Genomic DNA, 18,783 nt, shown 5'->3' with positions numbered 1-18,783 from the left:
CCCATGCGCTCCGCACCCCGTCTGCTCCTGCTGACCACCACCGTCGCCGCCGTGACAGCCCTGGCGGCCTGCGGCTCGACCAGCGGCTCGGCCGCGTCCTCCTCCGCGTCCGACGACGACCTCACCCCGGTGACGTTCGTGCTGGACTGGACGCCGAACACCAACCACACCGGCGTCTACGTCGCGCAGGAGAAGGGCTGGTACGCCGAGCACGGCATCGACCTGCAGATCGTGCAGCCCCCGGAGGACGGCGCCGAGGCGCTGGTCGCGTCCGGCTCGGCGCAGTTCGGGGTGTCGTACCAGGAGAACGTCACCCAGGCGCGCGGCCAGGACGTGCCCGTGGTGTCGATCGCCGCCGTGATCGCGCACAACACCTCGGGGTTCGCCTCGCCGGTCGATCGCGGCATCGAGCGTCCCGCGGACTACGCCGGCCACGTCTACGGCGGGTGGGGCAGCCCGATCGAGGGGGCGATCCTGTCGGCCCTGGTCGAGCAGGACGGCGGCGACCCCGACGCCGTGACGAACATCGACATCGGCACCAGCAGCGTCATCCAGTCGTTCCAGCGCGACATCGACCTGGGCTGGGTGTTCGAGGGCTGGGACGTGCCGCTGGCCGAGGAGCAGGGCGTCGACCTGAACGTCCAGCTCGTGCGCGACTACGACGACGCCCTGGACTGGTACACGCCGGTGCTGATCTCGAGCGAGGACGTCATCGCCGAGGACCCCGACCTGGTGCAGGCGTTCGTCGACGCCACCACCCAGGGGTACGAGTACGCGATCGAGCACCCCGACGACGCCGCGCAGATCCTGCTGGACGCGGTGCCCGACCTCGACGAGCAGCAGGTCGTCGCGAGCCAGCAGTACCTGGCCGCCGAGTACCGGTCCGACTCGCCCCGGTGGGGCTACCAGCGGCCCGAGGTCTGGGCGGGCTTCAGCGCCTGGCTCGAGGAGCACGACATCATCGAGCCCGGCTTCGACCACGAGGCCGCCTACACCAACGAGTTCGTCGAGGCCGCGTCGTGACGACGCTCGCCCGGCCGCGCCCGGCACCCGCCCGTCAGCGCCCGGCCAGCCCGGCCGGTGGCACGCGGCTGCGCGCAGCCGCGCCCGCGGTGGCGACCGCCCTCGCCGTCCTGGTGCTGTGGGAGGTGGCGACCCGGGTGCTCGCCGTCCCCGCGTGGATGCTCCCCGGGCCGGTCCGGATCGCGCAGGAGGCCGTCGCGGTCGCCCCCACCCTCGTGGAGGACGTCGTGGCGACGGTCCGGCTGACCGCGGTCGGCGGCGTCCTGGGCGTGGCGATCGGCCTGGCCCTGGCCGCAGTGCTGCACCTGGTCGACCCGGTGCGTGCCGCGGTCTACCCGCTGCTGATCGTCAGCCAGAACATCCCCTCGATCGCCCTGGCGCCGCTGCTGGTCATCTGGTTCGGCTTCGGCCTCACGCCCAAGATCGTCGTGATCGTGCTGGTCTGCTTCTTCCCGGTCGCGGTGGCGGCGATGGACGGGCTGCGCGGCGCGGATCGCGTCGTCCTGGACTACCTGCGCATGTCGGGGGCGACGCGCTGGCAGCTGTTCCGCACGGTCGAGGTGCCCTCGGCGCTGCCGTCGGTGTTCTCCGGGCTGAAGATCGCCGCCACCTACGCGGTGATGGGCGCCGTCGTGGCCGAGTGGGTCGGCTCCGACCGGGGCCTGGGCCACTACATGCTGCTGCAGCGCTCCGCGTTCCGCGCCGACCGGGTGTTCGTCGCGATCCTCGCGATCGTCGCGCTCAGCCTCGCCCTGTTCGCCCTGATCGCGGCGCTGGAGCGCCGCACGACCCGCTGGAGGACCCGTGAGCGCTGACCCGCGCCTGCACGTGGCGGACGTGCACGTCAGCTATCCCACGGCTTCCGGACCGCTGCCCGTCCTGGACGGCCTGTCGCTGAGCGTCGAGCCCGGGGAGTTCGTCTCGATCGTCGGGCCGTCCGGCTCGGGCAAGAGCACGCTGCTGCACCTGGTCGGCGGGCTGCTGACCCCGGACAGCGGGCGGGTGCTGCTCGACGAGCAGGACATCACTGGGTCGCGCGGGCACCTCAGCCACATGCCCCAGCAGCCCGCGCTGCTGCCGTGGCGCAGCGTGCTCGCCAACGTGCTGCTGCCGCAGGAGATCGCCGGCACCCGCACCGCCGCCTCCGCCGCCGAGGCCACCGACTGGCTGCACCGGATCGGCCTGGGCGACTTCACCGCGTCGCTGCCGCACGCCCTGTCCGGCGGGATGCAGCAGCGCGTCGCCTTCCTGCGGGCGCTGCTCGCCCCGCGCCCGTTCATGTGCCTCGACGAGCCGTTCAGCGCCCTGGACGCCCTCACCCGCGCCGACATGCAGCGCTGGCTGCTGCACCTGTGGGAGCAGACCCGCCGCTCGGTGCTGTTCATCACCCACAACATCGACGAGGCGCTGCTGCTGTCCGACACCGTCTACGTGCTGTCCGCCCGGCCCGCGCACGTGATCCGTCGCGTCGAGGTGCCGTTCGACCGGCCCCGCGACGAGCAGATCACCGACTCCCCGGAGTTCATCCGTCTGCGCCGGGAGATCACCGACCTGCTGCGCGCACCCGCCCCCGGCCCGGACGCCGTACCGCCCGCACGTCCCCTGACCCTCACGGAGCTCGCATGACCACCGCCCGCGTGATGCTCGGCTACTACCACCCGTGGCCCAACGACCTCGGGTTCACCCTCGCCCGCCACCTCGGTCGCTACGCGGAGGCCGGCATCGACCTGCACGTCGCGACGGCCGACCCGGGGCGGGGCGACACCCTCGCGCACCTGGCCCGTGACGAGGCCGACCTGGGGGTCGTGCCGTCCAACCGGCTGCTGGCCTCCCGGTCCCGCGGGCAGCGGGTCACCGCGGTCGCCGCGATCAACCAGACCGGTCTGGAGACGCTGCACTCGCTGCGTTCGCTCGGCATCACCCGCCCCCGGGACCTCGCCGGTCGCCGTGTCGCGCTCAACCCCACGCCGCGCGGCCTGGCCATGGTGCGCCACCTGGTCGCCGCCGACGGAGGCGATCCGGGCAGCCTCGAGATCGTCGACTCCGGGCCCCGCGAGCTGCAGTCCGCGGACCTGCTCGCCGGCACGGCCGAGGCGTACTTCGGCGCGTACTGGGCCTGGGACGAGCTGTTCGACACCCACCCCGGCGCGGACCGGCTGTCCTGGCCGGTCAAGGACCACGGCGCACCGGCGTTCCACTCCTACCTGCTGGTCGCGCGCGAGGCGTGGCTCGACCAGCACCCCGGCGCGCTGGACCCGCTGCTGACCGCCACCGAGGACGGGTACCGCGCCGCGGCGGCCGACCCCGCGGCTGCCGCCGCGCACTTCGCGCACGTCACCCCGTACTTCCCGGCCGCGATCCTGGAACGCTCCGTCCGGCTGGTCGCGCCCACGTGGTTCCACGCGGACCGGTGGGGCGTGCTGCGCCCCGACCTGCTCGTGCCGTACGCGCACTGGCTGCACGCGAACGACGCGCTGCCCGACCTGGCGGGGCTGGCCGGGGCGACCGCCGGACCGCTCGGCACGCCGGTGCCCGCATGAGCGGGCCGCTCGCCTCGATCGTGCTGCCCGGCCGGGTCCCCGACGAGGGATCGGCGACGGCCCGGCTCGCCGAGCTGATCGAGGTCGCCGAGCACCTCGACCGGGTGCCCGGCTGGTACGGGGTGTGGGTGCCGGACTCGATCCTCGCCCTGCGGTTCTTCGACTCGACGGTGCTGCTCGCGGCCCTCGCCGCCCGCACCCGTCGGCTGCGCCTCGGCGTGGCCTGCCTGTCCACCCTGGGGCTGCGCCAGCCGCTGGTCACGGCCCAGCAGTGGGCGAACCTGGACGCCCTGTCCGGCGGCCGGGTCACGATGGTGCTGTGCCCGGGCAACCGCACCGGCCAGAAGCACGAGCGCGAGCGTGCCGCCTTCGGCCTGACCTACGAGGAGAAGTCCGCGCGGATGCTCGACGCCCTGGCGTTCCTGCGCGCGGTCTCCCGCGACCCGCACCAGACCTACCGCTCGGAGCACCTCGACCTGCGCGACATCGAGCTGACGCCCGCGTTCGTGCAGCGGCCCCTGCCGATCTGGATGGTCGCCAACCCGTCGCCCGCGGCGACGCCCGAGGGGCTGCGCCGGGTCCTCGGACGCGTCGCGGCGCACGGCGACGGCTGGCTGACCTACAACGTCGCCCCCGGCACCCTGCGGCAGCGCCTCGACCTGCTGACCGACCTGCGCGCGGAGCACCACCGCGACCCGGCGGCGGACTTCCCGGTCGCCGTTCAGGTCAACCTGTCGATCGCCACCACCGAGGACGAGGCGGTCGCGAACGCCCGCAGCGCCTGGGCGGTGCAGAACACCCGCGGGATCGACTTCGACGACCTGCGCGCCGTGTCCGCGATCGGCACGCCCGAGCAGTGCGCGGTCTTCCTCGCGTCCCTGCACGCCGCCGGCGCCACGCACGTCCTGCTGCACCCGCTGGGGGACGACCTGCGCGGGCAGGTCGAGCTCGCGTCCGCCGCGCTGCTGCCGCTCCTGGACGCACCCGTCACCGCCGGTGCGGCGTCATGACCTGGCCGCTGATCGACGCGCACGAGCTGCTCGCGGACGACCAGGACACGCTGGTCCTCGACGCGACCGTCGTGCTGCCCCGGCCCCGCGCCGACGGCGACCACCGGGCGAGCAGCGGTGCCGACGGCTGGCGCGCCGAGCACGTGCCCGGGTCCGCGCACCTCGACCTGCTCGCCGAGTTCACCGACCCGGCCGCCGGCTACCACTTCGCGCAACCCACGCCGGAGCACGCCCACCGGGTCCTGACCAGGCTCGGCGCGCGCGACAGCCGGCGGGTGGTGCTCTACGACCGGTCCGACGGGTTCTGGGCCGCCCGCGGCTGGTGGTCGCTGCGGGCGCTCGGCGTCCCGTCCCGGGTCCTCGACGGCGGGTTCGCCGCCTGGCGCGCCGCGGGCGGACCGGTCGCCGGACCCCGCGACACCCGGTCGGCGGCCGCCCGCGGCGACGGGGGCGACCTGACCCTGCGCCCGCGGGCCGACGCGTGGGCCGACCTGGACGACGTGCGCGCGATCATGGACGGCACCGCACCGGGCCGCCTGGTCTGCGCGCTCGGCGCCGAGCAGTTCGCCGGGACGGCCCCGACCCGCTACGCCCGACGGGGCCACATCCCCGGATCGACCAACCTGCCCGCCCGCGGGGTCAGCGACGAGCGCGGATTCCTGCTCCCCGCCGGCATGCTGCACCAGCGGCTGGCGCCGGCCCGCGGCCCCGGGCGCCTCGTCGTCTACTGCGGCGGCGGCATCTCGGCGAGCCGGCTCGCCCTCGCCCTGGTCACGGCGGGCGCCGAGCACGTCGCGCTGTACGACGGCTCGCTCGAGGAGTGGGCGGCCCGCCCCGACCTGCCGCTGCTCACCGCGGTGCCCGAGACGGCCGACGCGGCCGGCTGACGGTCGCGATGTGACCTGAAAGCGAGCCCATGGCGCCCACCTGCAACCCCCGAACGTCATCACTCGCCGCGGCGGCACCTCCACACACTTGACGCTGCGGTAAGAACGCCCCGAGACCACGGGGCCTCCAGCGCATCGCCATCGGCATCGGTCGCGACACTGTCAAGGGGTGGTCGCCAGGCCCGTCCAATGTGGGTCCGTGCCCGCACCAGCGAGTGATGGCTGATCGGTCCGTCAACGTCTATGGCTGGCGCAGGGTCACGTAACGCCACCCGTGACGGCCGTCGCGTACGCGGTGCTGCTTGACCACTCCCGCAGCCTGCAGTCGGTCCAGGATCGCCTCGTGCTGTTCATCGTCTGGTAGTTCCGGTCGGGCGAACCCCCGGTCGGCGACTTGCGCGTACCGCCCGCCCAGCGCGCGCAAGGTCGCACGTATCTCGTCGTCGGTCACGCTCCGCGAACCGGCCAGGAGCTGCACCACAGTCGCGTCTGATGCGCCCTGTTGCCGCAACGTCTCGACCAGGGCGTGGTCCAGGTCCCAGCCCTCATCGGCGAGAGCGTCCGCGACCCCCTGGACTGTTGCGCTGCTCGCACCTGCGAGGTAGTCGTCCAAAGACTCGACAACGGCCTCCTGGATTGAGACCTTGACCCGTGGACTGAGCAAGAGGGCGCGTAGCTGGGTCGCGGGTACGAGGCTTGGGGAGAGATATGACCCGAAGCGTGCGGCCTTGCTGATCGCCAGCTCGCGTGTGCGCCAATCAACCATCAGTCGCTCGGTGAATGTTGAAGCATCGTCGGCTAGCAGCCCTTTCTCAAGCAGCAGCGAAACCAGCGGGCCGCTCTCCGGCTCGACGACCGACGCGGGAAGCGGGGCGGCGTCCAGGCTCTGCGCGATCCGTACCCGAAGCTCGGGCTCCGGCAGGAGGGTGCGCGCGTTCACGACTACTGCGGCCAGTTCACGACGCACTCCCTGCGGTGCGTTGGACGGCCACGTGATTACTCCTGCGGTGCGTAGGAGCGAGGCCATGGGGGCGTCCAGGCCGCCGAACCCGTCGATGTACTCACGGACGTTTCCCAGCGAGGCGATGGTGCGGTCGTCGCCGGCGACCAAGGCAGGCCATGCCGCGGACGGGACCGTCGTGAGGTCACGAACCGAGCAAGGTGGAGAAGCGAGCCGGATGATTTCATTCATGGCGTCGCCACCGTGCTCACCGACGTCCCGAAGTACGATTTCGAACTCGCCGGGGTTCTTGACTGTGTGCTTGGTCGCGGTTGACTCCTGGACCGCTGCCACATACGCAACCTGATGGTCGAGCGCGTGCGCGTAGATTCTGCCGCCGCGCACCTTGCGCAGGACGTCCAGTGCGACGTCAGCACCTCCGCTGAGAGTGACGAGATTCTCGAGGGTGACCGCGTACAAGGCGTGGTCGACTGCCGCCCGCTGCGCCCTGGCCCCCAGGCCCCGAACCGTTGGCAGGAGCACCTCTGCCTGACGGAGGAGATCGAAGACACGGTCCGCGGACTCATCTTCGGCGGGTGCGACAACGTTCTCGAGCTCGAGGAAGTGGTCCTCGAGGAACGGGCGCACAGGTTCATCCCATGCGTAAGAGACGTCGGGTGCGCAAGCGTCCAGTGCGACGTCGACGAGCAGCAGCCGCATGTAGTCGTCCACCGGCGCCCGGGAGACCAGATAGGAGAACATCGCGGGGAAAATCGGTGTCATGCGCCTGACCAGGTCGAGCGGGGCTGCTCCCAGGTTCAGATAGGTGTCGACGAAATCTCGCTCGGTCTTGCCCCACGCGACGAGCTGGTCGACGATCAGGCTCGCGTGCTCCGGCCGCTGGGCGAGGATGTGGTCCAAGATCGAGACGTTGAGCGCGCTGTGGTCGGACAGTGATTCGATACCTCGGTCGGTGAGAATTGCCTCGACGTCTTCAGCGTCCAGCGGGAAAGTCGGGTCCGGTGCTCCGGGCTCTATGCACCGCATGACATAGTCCATTGCACTCGGGCGCAGATGCTCGCCGTAGTACGTCGACACGTATAGTGCGAAGTGCTGGTTGAGATAGCCGTCGCGGACGAGGTCGCGCGCTAGTCGCGACCCGAGAGTCGCCTCGACCAGGTTGCGGAAGCTCGAGGTAGGCTCTTGAGCGGCGTCCTCGTGAAGTGTGAACTCCTCTCGCGCGTACAACGCGTCCCATTCGTGATGGCGGAGGAACCAGATGCGCTCCTCGACGGCTGCGATCTGGCTGTTGAGTTGCTGGATGTCGACCTCGTCCCAGTCGGCCTTGACGAACGGCACCCGAAGCAGGCGCCCGAGCTCTTCGGCGTCGAAGCTGAAATCGTTCTGGGCGAACGGGCCTGCCTTTACTGTGCTGCCAGACGCCATGGCCTGCCAGAAGGCCCGCGATTGCACTTCCGACTGGTCCACGGCGCGCCCGTCCAGCATCAGTTGGGCGGCGCCCCATGTGCGGGTCGAACTCGCTGTGTTCATCAGGGCCTCAAACACGGTCCACAGCTTCGCGCCGAGGTCACGACTGCGTGCGTCGGCGGTCGCCTGTGTGTGCAGCAGGTCGCGGAGCTCGGTCAGCTTGCGGGTCTGGACCTCGAGATTCCTGGCGACGAGCGCACGCCAATGCCGATGCAGCGCGTCAAGGGTGCTGCGGCGCAGCCGGATCTTCTCGAACTCGGCCACGCTGGTGTTCTTGAACAAGATGATCGAAAACAGCAGGTCCCCGCTCAGGCCGGGCATCGGACGCGCGGTCAGCAGTAGCCGGCTGCGGAACACCTCGAACTCGTTGCGAATGTTCGTGATCAGCCGCATGTCCGCGACGTGTCGGGCTGCGAGCCGGATCAGCCGCGGTGAGATCTCGTACTCGGCGCTGGTCATGGTGGTCGTCAGCAGGTCCCGCGCGTTGTCGTGCGTGATGAACGGCACGACGGGGATGACCAGGTCGAAGTACTTGGTGCGGTTTACCCGGGTGAGCTGCGCCTGGGCGTCGTCGGTGCGCTCGACGACGTCGGTCACCTCCCGGCCCTGGTCGTCGGGGAATAGCTCGTCGCCACGCCCGATCTGCTCGAACACGCTGTCCCGGATCGCGTAGATAAACGTGACCGGCTGAGCGACCTGGCGTGCGCTGTTCAGTAGTCCGTTGAGCGCCCGCAGCGTCTCGAAGATGTGCACGTCCTCGAATCGGTCGATGTCCTCGATCAGGACGATGCCGCACCGGCTGACCTCGAAGAAGTACACAATCTCGTCGAGGTACTCGTCGAAGTAGCTCGTCGCAGCCTTGGACAGCGTCACCTTCGCAGGGCCGGCGCTCAAGGAGTCGATAGTCATCCGGCCGCGCACCAGCCGCCGTGTGTACCAGGCCACTACCACCGCGGCGCCCGCCAGAGCTAGATAAGCGATCACACGGTGCCACGTCGGCTCGACGAGTGCCTCGACAACCAGGGGGAGCGCGCCGACCGCCATCAGGGCGACGTAAGTGCCCAGGCCCCAGATCACGGCCAACCTCCGCTCGCGGTTCGTGGACGGTTCGGTCGCTCGCGGGAACCGTGAACGAGGTGTCTGAGCGGGCGGCAACCGGTAGAGAAGCTGCTTGACGATCTCCTTCTGGATGCGGTTCGTCTTCGTCGTCGCAGCCGGGTGCTCGCTGGCTTCCGGGCGCTTGTCGTCGGACGCGGCCTCCAACGAGGACAACGACAGCTCGACGACCTTTTCCTCCCCGAAGTGCTCGGTCACCGCGCGCAGGATGCTGCTCTTGCCCGCGCCGTACGCCCCCGTCAAGGCCAGGTTGCGTACCCGAGCACCGGTGCCGCTCAAAGCGCGAATGATCAGGTCGCGATACAGGGCATGCTGAGAGGGGTCGAACCGAGGCGCGAGACTCCGAAGAAGGGGAGCCGTTCGCGCCGGTTCGAGCTGGGACCAGTCTTCGGGTGTGGTCGGCACCTGCGGAGCGTAGCGAGGGGTACCGACTCCCGGACCAAGTTCCGACTCCGGTACGGCACGGATGGAGTCACTGCGGAAGCCATACGTGCAGATGACCTCGAACGAGTTCCTCAAGCTCGCCCAGCGCGAGTTCGGCCTGGTCGCAGACGATCAGGCGGTCGCCGAGACCGCCGAGGCCGCCCCGTCTGGGGCGGCGGAGTACTTGATCGCCCGACCTGCGCTTCTGACTTGCCGGTCCCCAGGGACGACGACTGCCCGGCCCCCTGTGTGGGGGACCGGGCAGTCGATCTGTGCCCTCGATAGGATTCGAACCTACGACCTTCTGCTCCGGAGGCAGACGCTCTATCCACTGAGCTACGAGGGCGTGCACCGCATCATCGGGCGAGCCGATGCGAGGCATGACATTACCAGGTCGTCAGTCCTCTCCGAGCAACCCGGACAGGTACGTGCTGGTCTCGTCGACGGCCCCGCCGGAGTCCCCGCGGACGATCGCGTCCACCAGGCCGTCGTGGTTGTCGCCGTCCTGGAGCACCTGCGCGAAGTTGAACCGGATGTTGTCGGTGATCGCGTCGATCAGGTTCTCGTAGAGCGACAGCAGCACGGGGTTGCGGGCGGCGCGGGCGATGGCGCGGTGCAGGGCCAGGTCGGCGGCGACCATCCGGTCCAGCGCCCCGGAGGCGTAGGCGTCGGCGCGCTCGTCGCGCAGGGCGGTGATCACCTCGACGTCGGCGGTGGTGCGGCGGCGGGCGGCGAGGCGGGCGGCCTCGACCTCCAGGCTGCGGCGCACCTCGACCACGTCGCGCTGCCGGGCGTCGGCGATCTGCCGGCTCATGCTCACCGCGAGCTCGGAGGCGGACAGCACGTAGGTGCCCGATCCCTGCCGCCGCTCCACCAGACCCGCGTGGACCAGGGACTGCACCGCCTCGCGCACGGTGTTGCGGCCCACGCCCAGCAGCTCCACCAGCGCGGGTTCGGCGGGGATGCGCGAGCCGATCGGCCAGTCGCCGGACGTGATCCGGTGCCTGAGCTCGGCCACCGTCGCGTCGATGAGTCCGGTGCGTCGCGTCATGCGGGGTAGTCTCCCTGGTCAGGTGTGCCGAGATTCAACACGAACCGGGGCACCTCACGCTACCGGCTCTCCCGATCGGACCAGCCGCGCTCCCGATGACGATCCGAGGTCCGATGCTGCCCGCCGAGCCCCTGACCGGCGGTCCCGCCCCGTGGCGCGGCCGCGGCGTGGTGCTGCTCGGCGTGCTGCTGGTGGCGCTCAACCTGCGGATCGCCGTGGCCTCGGTGTCGCCGATCCTCGACCTGGTGCGCGCCGACGTCGCGCTGTCGGCGACCCAGGCCGGGCTGCTCGGCACGATCCCGGTGGTCTCCTTCGCGGTCTTCGGCTCGCTGACGCCGGTGCTGGCCCGCCGGGTGGGCCTGGAGCCGCTGCTGGTCGCGGCGATGCTGCTGTCGGCGGCGGGGGAGGTCGTGCGCTCCAGCACCACCTCGGCCACCGGGTTCCTCGGGTGGACGCTGATCGCGCTGGCCGGGATGGGCATGGGCAACGTGCTGCTGCCGCCCCTGGTCAAGCGGTACTTCCCGGACCGGATCGGCCCGGTGACCGCCGCCTACTCGGTGACGATGACGTTCAGCACCGCGACCCCCGCGCTGCTGGCGGTGCCGGTGGCCGAGCGGATGGGCTGGCGGACCTCCCTGTCGCTGTGGGCCGTGGTCGGCGTGCTCGCCGCGGTGCCGTGGCTGGTGGTGGTGATCCGCTCCGCGGTGGCCCGGGCCGAGCTGTCGACGCTGCTCCGGCGGGCCCCGGCCAGCACCCCGGCGCTCACCTCCCGGCACCGTTCCGGCGGACGGGTCTGGCGCAGCCCGCTGGCCTGGGGCATGGCGATCACCTTCGCGATGAACTCCCTCGACTCCTACGCGATGTTCGCCTGGCTGCCGCAGATCCTGATCGACGGCGGCACCTCGGCGCACGCGGCCGGTGTCTGGCTGTCGGTGTTCGCGATCCTCGGCCTGCCGCCTGCCCTGGTCGCCCCGGTGCTGGCCGCGCGGATGCGCAACCCGATCGGCCTGGTGATCGGCTTCGTCGCCTGCTTCGTCGTCTCCTACGTGGGCCTGCTGGTCGCGCCCGGCGGCCCGGTGTGGCTGTGGATCCTGCTCGGCGGGTTCGGCCCCGGAGCGTTCCCGGTGCTGCTGGCGCTGATCAACCTGCGCACCCGCACGTCGGCGGGCGCCGCCTCGCTGTCCGGCTTCACCCAGGGGATCGGCTACGCGGTGGCGGCGGTCGGGCCGCTGCTGGTCGGCGTGCTCTACGACGCGACCGGCACCTGGACGGCGGCGCTGCTGTTCCTGATCGGCACGCTGGTGGTGCTGGCGCTCGCGGCCACCGTCGCCTGCCGCCCGGTGATGCTGGAGGACACCTGGGGACCGCGCCGCGCCCCGGCCGCCTGAGCCCGCCTCCCGCACCGCAGCATCGCGGTCGGAGCCTGCGCCGACGCTCGCTACCCTGGTCCCCGTGACCCCCGCAGAGCTCTCCGAGCACCTCCACGCCGCCCTCGCCGGTGCGGTCGCCGACGGCACCTTCGCCCTCGACGCCGCCGACCTGCCCGCCACCGTGCACGTGGAGCGACCCCGGCAGCGCGAGCACGGCGACTGGGCCACCAACGTGGCGATGCAGCTGGCGAAGAAGGCCGGCACCAACCCGCGCGCCTTCGCCGAGGAGCTCGCCCGCCGCCTGTCCGACGTCGAGGGCGTCGCGAAGGTCGACGTGGCCGGCCCCGGCTTCCTCAACATCACGCTGGACGCGGCCGCCGCCGGTGAGCTCGCCCGCGGCATCGTCGCGCAGGGCGCGGCCTACGGGCGCGGCACCGCGCTGGCCGGCCAGAGCATCAACCTCGAGTTCGTCTCCGCCAACCCCACCGGCCCGATCCACATCGGCGGCGTGCGCTGGGCGGCGGTCGGCGACAGCCTGGCCCGGGTGCTGGAGGCCTCCGGCGCGACCGTGGGCCGCGAGTACTACTTCAACGACCACGGCGGGCAGATCGACCGCTTCGCCCGCTCGCTGCTGGCGCGCGCCCTCGGCCAGGAGGCCCCGGAAGACGGCTACGGCGGCCAGTACATCGCCGACATCGCCGACCAGGTGATCGCGGACGCGGCCGCCGCCGGCGAGCCGGACCCGCGCACCCTGCCGGAGGCCGAGGCCCAGGAGGCGTTCCGCGCCCGCGGCGTCGACCTGATGTTCGCCGAGATCAAGAAGTCGCTGCACGACTTCGGCGTCGACTTCGACGTCTACTTCCACGAGGACACGCTGCACGAGAACGGCGCCGTCGACCGCGCGGTGGCGCGGCTGCGCGAGCTCGGGCACATCTTCGAGGCGGACGGTGCGACCTGGCTGCGTACCACCGACTTCGGTGACGACAAGGACCGGGTGATCATCAAGTCCGACGGGGACGCCGCGTACATCGCGGGCGACCTGGCGTACTACCTGGACAAGCGCGAGCGCGGCTTCGACCGGGTGATCATCATGCTCGGCGCCGACCACCACGGGTACATCGGCCGGATGATGGCGATGTGCGCGGCCTTCGGCGACACCCCGCACGTCAACCTCGAGATCCTGATCGGCCAGATGGTCAACCTGGTGCGCGACGGCCAGCCGATGCGGATGAGCAAGCGCGCGGGCACCGTCGTGACGATCGACGACCTGGTGGACGCCGTGGGCGTGGACGCCGCGCGCTACTCGCTGGCCCGGTCCTCGGTGGACTCCTCGATCGACCTGGACCTCGACCTGCTGAGCAAGGCCACGAACGAGAACCCGGTCTACTACGTGCAGTACGCGCACTCGCGCACCGCCTCGATCGCCCGGAACGCCGCCGAGGCCGGGGTGCGTCGCGAGGACGGCTTCGACGCCGCGCTGCTGGACCACCCCTCGGAGGCCGCGCTGCTCGGCCGGCTCGCCGAGATGCCGCGGGTGGTGGCCCAGGCCGCCGAGCTGCGCGAGCCGCACCGCGTCGCCCGCTACCTCGAGGAGGTCGCCGGCGCGTACCACAAGTGGTACGACCAGCAGCGCAAGGTGCTGCCCTTCGGCGACGAGCAGGTCGGCGACGTGCACCGCACCCGCCTGTGGCTGAACGACGCCACCCGCCAGGTGCTCGCCAACGGCCTCGGTCTGCTGGGGGTCTCGGCGCCGGAGCGGATGTGACCACCGGTCCGCTCGGCCTGCCCTGGCCCGCCGGAGCCGCCCGCGGCGCCGACGGAGCCGTGACCGTCGCCGGGGTCGACCTGCGCACGCTCGCCCGCGAGCAGGGCACCCCGGCGTACGTGCTGGACGAGGCGGACTTCCGGGCGCGCGCCCGCACGCTGCGCACCGCCTTCGAGGCCGCGTTCGCCCCGCTGGGCGCCGAGGTCGACGTGTACTACGCCGGCAAGGCGTTCCTGTCCGTCGCGGTCGCCCGCTGGGCCCGCGAGGAGGGGCTGCGCGTCGACACCGCCACCGGCGGGGAGCTCGCGGTCGCCCTGCGCGCCGGGGTGCCCGGCGCCGAGATCGGTCTGCACGGCAACAACAAGTCCGACGCCGAGATCGCCCGCGCCCTGGACGCCGGGGTCGGCCGGATCATCGTGGACTCCCTCGGCGAGATCGACCGGATCGCCGCCGCCGTGCGCGCTCAGGGCGGGGCACCGGCACCCGTGATGGTCCGGGTCACCACCGGCGTGCACGCCGGCGGGCACGAGTACATCTCCACCGCGCACGAGGACCAGAAGTTCGGCCTCTCCGTGGTGGCGCCCGCGGGCGGGACCAGCCCCGCGACGACCGCGCTGGAGCGGGTGCACGCCGCCCCGGAGCTGCGGCTGCTCGGCATTCACTCGCACATCGGCTCGCAGATCCTCGACCCCGCCGGGTTCGCGGTGGCCGCTCGCACCGTGCTCGCGCTGCGCGCCGACCTCGCCGCGCGTACCGGGTACCTGGTGCCCGAGGTCGACCTCGGCGGCGGATTCGGCATCGCCTACCTGCCCGGCGAGGTGCCGCTCGACCCGGCGCGGATCGCCAAGGACGTCGCCGCCGCGGTGGACGCCGCCTGCGCCGACCTCGGCACGCCGCTGCCCCGGCTGTCCTTCGAGCCCGGCCGCGCGATCGTCGGCCCCACCACGCTCACCCTCTACACCGTCGGCACCGTCAAGCCGGTCACCCTGGACGACGGGCGGGTGCGCACCTACGTCTCCGTCGACGGCGGCATGAGCGACAACCTGCGCCCCGCCCTGTACGGCGCGCGCTACCACGCCGAGATCGTCTCCCGGACGTCCACGGTCGCCCCGGTGCTGGCCCGCGTGGTCGGCAAGCACTGCGAGAGCGGCGACATCGTCGTGCACGAGGTCGACCTGCCCGGTGACATCGTCCCCGGCGACCTGCTCGCCGTGCCCGCCACCGGCGCCTACGGGCGGTCGATGGCCTCCAACTACAACCACGTGCCGCGCCCGCCCGTGGTCGCGGTGCACGACGGCGGCACCCGCGTGCTCGTCCGCCGCGAGACCGAGGACGACCTGCTCGCCCTCGACCTCGGCTGACCGCCGCGCGCGTTCGCCTCTCGTCCCTCCGTGACCGCGCGGCACGGCACTTCCGCGCGCCTGCGCGCGGCCGTGCGCGGTTGTCACCGACGCGCATCTCTGCCCTGATAGCATGTGCTATCAGGAGGTGGTCCACGGTGACGGACGACGACAGCAGGGCAGGCGAGAACAGGGTAGGGGAGCGGGACCGCGTGGTCCCCGAGGACGGGTCGGCGCTGGAGGCTGCGTTCGCGGCCTACCTGGCGGAGATGACGGCACGCGCCGAGCGGCTGCGCGCAGAGGCGTCGCGGTCGCTGACGTCGGCGGCCCGGCAGGCGGCGGCGCTCGGGTGGAGCCAGCGGCGGATCGCCGGCGCGCTCGGCCGGAGCCAGCCCGAGGTGGCGCGGCTGCTGCGCCGCGTCGACCTCGTGCACGCACCGGCGGGGGAGGCGGTGGAGGTCGGCGAGGGGATCGGCCACCGCCCGCCGGAGGATCGCGACGCGGGCCGCGGTGCGCAGGAGGGTGCCGGCGGCGCCGGTGTCGGCGGGTCGACGGATGTGGAGCGCGAGGCGACCGTGATCCCGTTCCCGGCGCCGGCCGACGAGCCGGAGTCGATGCTCGGCCGCGTGCTGGGCACCCGGCGGGACGCGATCGTGGCGGCCGCGGGACGGCACGGCGGCCTGAACGTCCGGGTGTTCGGTTCGGTGGCGCGGGGCGAAGACGGTCCGGAGTCGGACGTCGACCTGCTGATCGACCTGGAGCCCGGCACCGGTCTGCTCTCGCTCGGCAGGATGGAGGTCGAGCTGGAACGGATCCTCGGGCGCCCGGTCGACGTCGTCCCGGAGCGCATGCTGAAGCCTCGCGTGGCGGCGACCGTGCAGGCGATCGCGCTGTGAAGCCGTCCTCGGTCGACCTCATCGAGGATGCGCTGGAGCACCTGGAGGTGCTCAAGAAGCACGTCGCCCGCGGGGCGATGGACACCCAGGTGGGCATGGACGCGGCCTCGCCGCGACTCGCGTCCGCGGTGGAGCGTCTGACCCACCTGCCACCGCCGCTGCGGGATGCGGTGTGCGGTGACGACTGGCCGGCCATCAGGGCGATGCGGAACCGGATCGCCCACGGCTACCTCACGGTGGACCCCGGTGCGGTGCGGGACACGGTGATGCACGACCTGGGACCGCTCGAGCAGGCGCTCCGAGAGATGCACGCCGGGCTCACCGGCCTGCACTGACGACACGACGCCCACGGGGTGGATACCCCGCTGGCGCACCCATCCCGCCCCCTATCCTGAGGCTCGGCCAGGCACCGACCCGGCCGAGCCCAGGGGACGACCCGGACCGTCGGACCGACGGCCCACGATCGGAGGCACGCCCGGTGGAAGCGCACGACGAGACCCGTCCGGTCACCACGCCCACGTCCACGCCCGTGCGCGTCGCGCTGCTCGGCTGCGGCGTGGTCGGCACCGAGGTCGTGCGCCTGCTCACGACGCAGGCGGCCGACCTGGCCGCCCGGGTGGGTGCCCCGCTGGAGCTGGTGGGCGTCGCCGTGCGCGACGTGGACGCCGAGCGCGACCCGGTGGTGGACCGCGCGCTGCTGACCTCCGACGCGCAGAGCCTGGTGACGAAGGCCGACGTCGTGGTCGAGGTGGTCGGCGGCATCGAGCCCGCGCGCAGCCTGCTGCTGCGCGCCGTCGAGCACGGCGCCGCCGTGGTCACCGCCAACAAGGCCCTGCTCGCGCAGGACGGCCCGACGCTCTACGCCGCCGCGGACGCCGCGGAGGTGGACCTCTACTTCGAGGCCGCCGTCGCCGGGGCGATCCCGCTGGTGCGGCCGGTGCGCGAGTCGCTGGTCGGCGACCGGGTGCACCGGGTGCTCGGGATCGTCAACGGCACCACCAACTACGTGCTGGACCGGATGGCCACCGAGGGTCTCGACCTGGACGCCGCGGTGGCCGAGGCGCAGGCGCTGGGCTACGCCGAGGCCGACCCGACCGCTGACGTCGAGGGCTTCGACGCGGCGGCGAAGGCCGCGATCCTCGCCTCGCTGGCCTTCCACACCCGGGTCTCGCTGGACGACGTGGACCGCACCGGCATCACCGGGGTCACCGCCGACGACGTCGCGTGGGCCGGGCGCACCGGGCACGTGATCAAGCTGCTCGCCATCGCCGAGCGCCGCACCGCCACCGCCGACGGCGAGCCGGAGGGCGTGCAGGTGCGGGTGCACCCGTCGCTGGTGCCGCTGGACCACCCGCTGGCCGGGGTGCGCGGGGCGTTCAACGCCGTCTTCGTCGAGGCCGAGGCCGCCGGCGAGCTCATGTTCTACGGTCGCGGCGCCGGTGGTGCGCCCACCGCCTCGGCGGTGCTGGGCGACGTGGTGTCCGCGGCCCGGCACCGGGTGCACGGCGGGCGCGGCCCGGCGGAGTCCTGGTACGCCGACCTGCCGGTGCTGCCCGCGCAGGCCGCCCGCACCCGCTACCAGGTGCGCCTCGAGGTGGACGACCGCCCGGGCGTGCTCGCGCAGGTGTCCGCGGTGCTCGCCGAGCACGGCGTCTCGATCGAGGCCGTGCGCCAGACCCCGGCCGGCGTGAGCACGGGGGACGACCCCGCCGTCGCGCGCCTGGTCATCTCCACCCACGAGGCCCCGGAGTCCGCGCTCGCGGCGACGGTGGCCGCGATCGGCGACCTCGGCTCGGTCCGCGAGGTCGTCTCCGTCCTGCGAGTCGAAGGAGCCTGATGGCACACCAGTGGCGCGGCGTCATCGCCGAGTACGCCGACCGCCTGCCCGCGCACGTGCGCGAGCGCGTCGTCACGCTGGGCGAGGGCGGCACCCCGCTCGTCGCCGCCCCGGCGCTGTCCGCGCTCACCGGTGCGGAGGTGTTCGTCAAGGTCGAGGGCATGAACCCGACCGGCTCCTTCAAGGACCGCGGCATGACGACGGCGATCTCCGCCGCCGCCGGTCGCGGGGCGAAGGCCGTGGTCTGCGCCTCCACCGGCAACACCTCGGCCTCGGCGGCGGCCTACGCCACCGCGGCGGGCATGGTCTGCGCGGTGCTGGTGCCGGACGGCAAGATCGCGATGGGCAAGCTCAGCCAGGCCGTCGCGCACGGCGCCACGCTGCTCCAGGTCGACGGCAACTTCGACGACTGCCTGGTCGCCGCGCGCAAGCTCGCCGAGGCGTACCCGGTCGAGCTGGTGAACTCGGTGAACCCGGACCGGATCGAGGGCCAGAAGACCGGCGCCTTCGAGGTGGTCGACGCCCTGGGCGACGCCCCGGACATCCACGCGCTGCCGGTCGGCAACGCCGGCAACATCACCGCGTACTGGAAGGGCTACCGCGAGTACGCAGGCCTGGACGCGGGCGCCGAGCACGGCGCCGTCGCCACGCACACCCCGGTGATGTGGGGCTTCCAGGCCGCGGGCGCCGCCCCGATCGTCGCGGGCCACCCGATCACCGAGCCGGAGACGATCGCCACCGCGATCCGGATCGGCAACCCGGCGTCCTGGACGCAGGCGGAGGCCGCGCGCGACCTGTCCGGCGGGCTGATCGAGGCTGTCACGGACGAGCAGATCCTGCACGCGCACCGCGTGCTGTCCGCGCAGGTCGGCGTGTTCGTCGAGCCCGCGTCGGCGGCCGGCGTCGCCGGCCTGCTCATGCTCGCCGAGCAGGGCCGGGTGCCCGCCGGCGCGCGGATCGTCGTCACGGTCACCGGCCACGGCCTCAAGGACCCGCAGTGGGCGCTGCGCACGTCCGACGGCGGCGAGGTCGACCCGGTCCGCGTGCGGCCCGACGTGGTCGAGATCGCGGCCGCCCTCGGTCTCGACTGAGCGCGC

General features: G+C 72.6%; 15 protein-coding genes and 1 tRNA gene. 13 read left to right on the top strand and 3 right to left on the bottom strand.

The window, feature by feature from the left end; translation table 11 throughout:
* Positions 1-3 precede the first annotated feature (3 nt).
* Genes ACZ5HG_RS13965 through ACZ5HG_RS13940 form a run of 6 tightly spaced genes read left to right on the top strand, consistent with a single transcriptional unit; the run spans position 4 to position 5,460 of the window.
* Positions 4-1,023, top strand: a complete 1,020-nt coding sequence (locus tag ACZ5HG_RS13965; RefSeq protein ID WP_464177288.1) for an ABC transporter substrate-binding protein — start codon at positions 4-6, stop codon at positions 1,021-1,023.
* The gene (locus tag ACZ5HG_RS13960) at positions 1,020-1,838 is read left to right on the top strand and encodes an ABC transporter permease (protein ID WP_464177286.1); all 819 of its coding nucleotides are present in this window, start codon (positions 1,020-1,022) and stop codon (positions 1,836-1,838) included. Before ACZ5HG_RS13965 ends, ACZ5HG_RS13960 begins: the two co-directional genes overlap by 4 nt.
* Positions 1,828-2,649 (top strand): ABC transporter ATP-binding protein, encoded by an 822-nt coding sequence (locus tag ACZ5HG_RS13955; RefSeq protein WP_464177284.1) that lies wholly within the window; start codon positions 1,828-1,830, stop codon positions 2,647-2,649. The genes ACZ5HG_RS13960 and ACZ5HG_RS13955 overlap by 11 nt, the downstream gene beginning before the upstream one ends.
* Entirely contained in the window at positions 2,646-3,563 is a 918-nt protein-coding gene (locus ACZ5HG_RS13950; RefSeq protein ID WP_464177282.1) for an ABC transporter substrate-binding protein, read from the top strand. The genes ACZ5HG_RS13955 and ACZ5HG_RS13950 overlap by 4 nt, the downstream gene beginning before the upstream one ends.
* A complete protein-coding gene (locus tag ACZ5HG_RS13945; RefSeq protein ID WP_464177280.1) occupies positions 3,560-4,573 on the top strand; it encodes an LLM class flavin-dependent oxidoreductase in 1,014 nt (337 codons plus the stop codon). Before ACZ5HG_RS13950 ends, ACZ5HG_RS13945 begins: the two co-directional genes overlap by 4 nt.
* The gene (locus ACZ5HG_RS13940) at positions 4,570-5,460 is read left to right on the top strand and encodes a sulfurtransferase (RefSeq protein ID WP_464177278.1); all 891 of its coding nucleotides are present in this window, start codon (positions 4,570-4,572) and stop codon (positions 5,458-5,460) included. Before ACZ5HG_RS13945 ends, ACZ5HG_RS13940 begins: the two co-directional genes overlap by 4 nt.
* Before the next feature lie 241 nt (positions 5,461-5,701).
* Here the strand turns inward: ACZ5HG_RS13940 and ACZ5HG_RS13935 are convergent, their stop codons facing one another.
* The 3 genes from ACZ5HG_RS13935 to ACZ5HG_RS13925 all read right to left on the bottom strand — a co-directional run bounded on the left by ACZ5HG_RS13935 (position 5,702) and on the right by ACZ5HG_RS13925 (position 10,478).
* Positions 5,702-9,409, bottom strand: coding sequence for a YobI family P-loop NTPase (locus ACZ5HG_RS13935; RefSeq protein ID WP_464177275.1), 3,708 nt, complete (start codon positions 9,407-9,409; stop codon positions 5,702-5,704).
* Between the two features lie 291 nt (positions 9,410-9,700).
* A tRNA-Arg gene (locus ACZ5HG_RS13930) sits at positions 9,701-9,773 on the bottom strand.
* Positions 9,774-9,824: 51 nt separating this feature from the next.
* Entirely contained in the window at positions 9,825-10,478 is a 654-nt protein-coding gene (locus tag ACZ5HG_RS13925) for a FadR/GntR family transcriptional regulator (protein WP_464177273.1), read from the bottom strand.
* A gap of 95 nt (positions 10,479-10,573) precedes the next feature.
* On the opposite strand from ACZ5HG_RS13925, the gene ACZ5HG_RS13920 reads away from it, so the two are divergent.
* The 7 genes from ACZ5HG_RS13920 (at position 10,574) to thrC (ending at position 18,777) form a co-directional block, all read left to right on the top strand.
* Positions 10,574-11,866, top strand: coding sequence for a CynX/NimT family MFS transporter (locus ACZ5HG_RS13920; RefSeq protein WP_464177271.1), 1,293 nt, complete (start codon positions 10,574-10,576; stop codon positions 11,864-11,866).
* A 64-nt stretch (positions 11,867-11,930) separates the two neighbouring features.
* Positions 11,931-13,613, top strand: coding sequence for an arginine--tRNA ligase (argS, locus tag ACZ5HG_RS13915; RefSeq protein ID WP_464177269.1), 1,683 nt, complete (start codon positions 11,931-11,933; stop codon positions 13,611-13,613).
* Entirely contained in the window at positions 13,610-14,974 is a 1,365-nt protein-coding gene (gene lysA / locus ACZ5HG_RS13910) for a diaminopimelate decarboxylase (RefSeq protein ID WP_464177266.1), read from the top strand. The genes argS and lysA overlap by 4 nt, the downstream gene beginning before the upstream one ends.
* 137 nt (positions 14,975-15,111) lie before the next feature.
* On the top strand, positions 15,112-15,849 hold the full coding sequence (locus tag ACZ5HG_RS13905) for a nucleotidyltransferase family protein (RefSeq protein ID WP_464177264.1): 738 nt from the start codon (positions 15,112-15,114) through the stop codon (positions 15,847-15,849).
* On the top strand, positions 15,846-16,184 hold the full coding sequence (locus ACZ5HG_RS13900; protein ID WP_464177262.1) for a HepT-like ribonuclease domain-containing protein: 339 nt from the start codon (positions 15,846-15,848) through the stop codon (positions 16,182-16,184). The genes ACZ5HG_RS13905 and ACZ5HG_RS13900 overlap by 4 nt, the downstream gene beginning before the upstream one ends.
* 143 nt (positions 16,185-16,327) lie before the next feature.
* The gene (locus ACZ5HG_RS13895) at positions 16,328-17,686 is read left to right on the top strand and encodes a homoserine dehydrogenase (protein WP_464177260.1); all 1,359 of its coding nucleotides are present in this window, start codon (positions 16,328-16,330) and stop codon (positions 17,684-17,686) included.
* Positions 17,686-18,777: a threonine synthase gene (gene thrC, locus ACZ5HG_RS13890; RefSeq protein WP_464177257.1), complete on the top strand. Its 1,092-nt coding sequence runs from the start codon at positions 17,686-17,688 to the stop codon at positions 18,775-18,777. Before ACZ5HG_RS13895 ends, thrC begins: the two co-directional genes overlap by 1 nt.
* The last annotated feature ends 6 nt before the right edge of the window (positions 18,778-18,783 follow it).

It is taken from the genome of Cellulomonas sp. GTC20042 (genome assembly GCF_055389595.1).
The sequence above is the reverse complement of the archived record's forward strand: the minus strand, read 5'-3'. Positions and strand labels throughout refer to the sequence as shown.

Excerpts from the sequence above, each read along its gene's own strand:
- ACZ5HG_RS13950 (WP_464177282.1), top strand. The coding sequence starts at position 2,646 with ATGACCACCGCCCGCGTGATGCTCGGCTACTACCACCCGTGGCCCAAC.
- thrC (WP_464177257.1), top strand. The coding sequence starts at position 17,686 with ATGGCACACCAGTGGCGCGGCGTCATCGCCGAGTACGCCGACCGCCTG.
- ACZ5HG_RS13940 (WP_464177278.1), top strand. The coding sequence starts at position 4,570 with ATGACCTGGCCGCTGATCGACGCGCACGAGCTGCTCGCGGACGACCAG.
- ACZ5HG_RS13965 (WP_464177288.1), top strand. The coding sequence starts at position 4 with ATGCGCTCCGCACCCCGTCTGCTCCTGCTGACCACCACCGTCGCCGCC.
- ACZ5HG_RS13920 (WP_464177271.1), top strand. The coding sequence starts at position 10,574 with ATGACGATCCGAGGTCCGATGCTGCCCGCCGAGCCCCTGACCGGCGGT.
- ACZ5HG_RS13945 (WP_464177280.1), top strand. The coding sequence starts at position 3,560 with ATGAGCGGGCCGCTCGCCTCGATCGTGCTGCCCGGCCGGGTCCCCGAC.
- ACZ5HG_RS13925 (WP_464177273.1), bottom strand. The coding sequence starts at position 10,478 with ATGACGCGACGCACCGGACTCATCGACGCGACGGTGGCCGAGCTCAGG.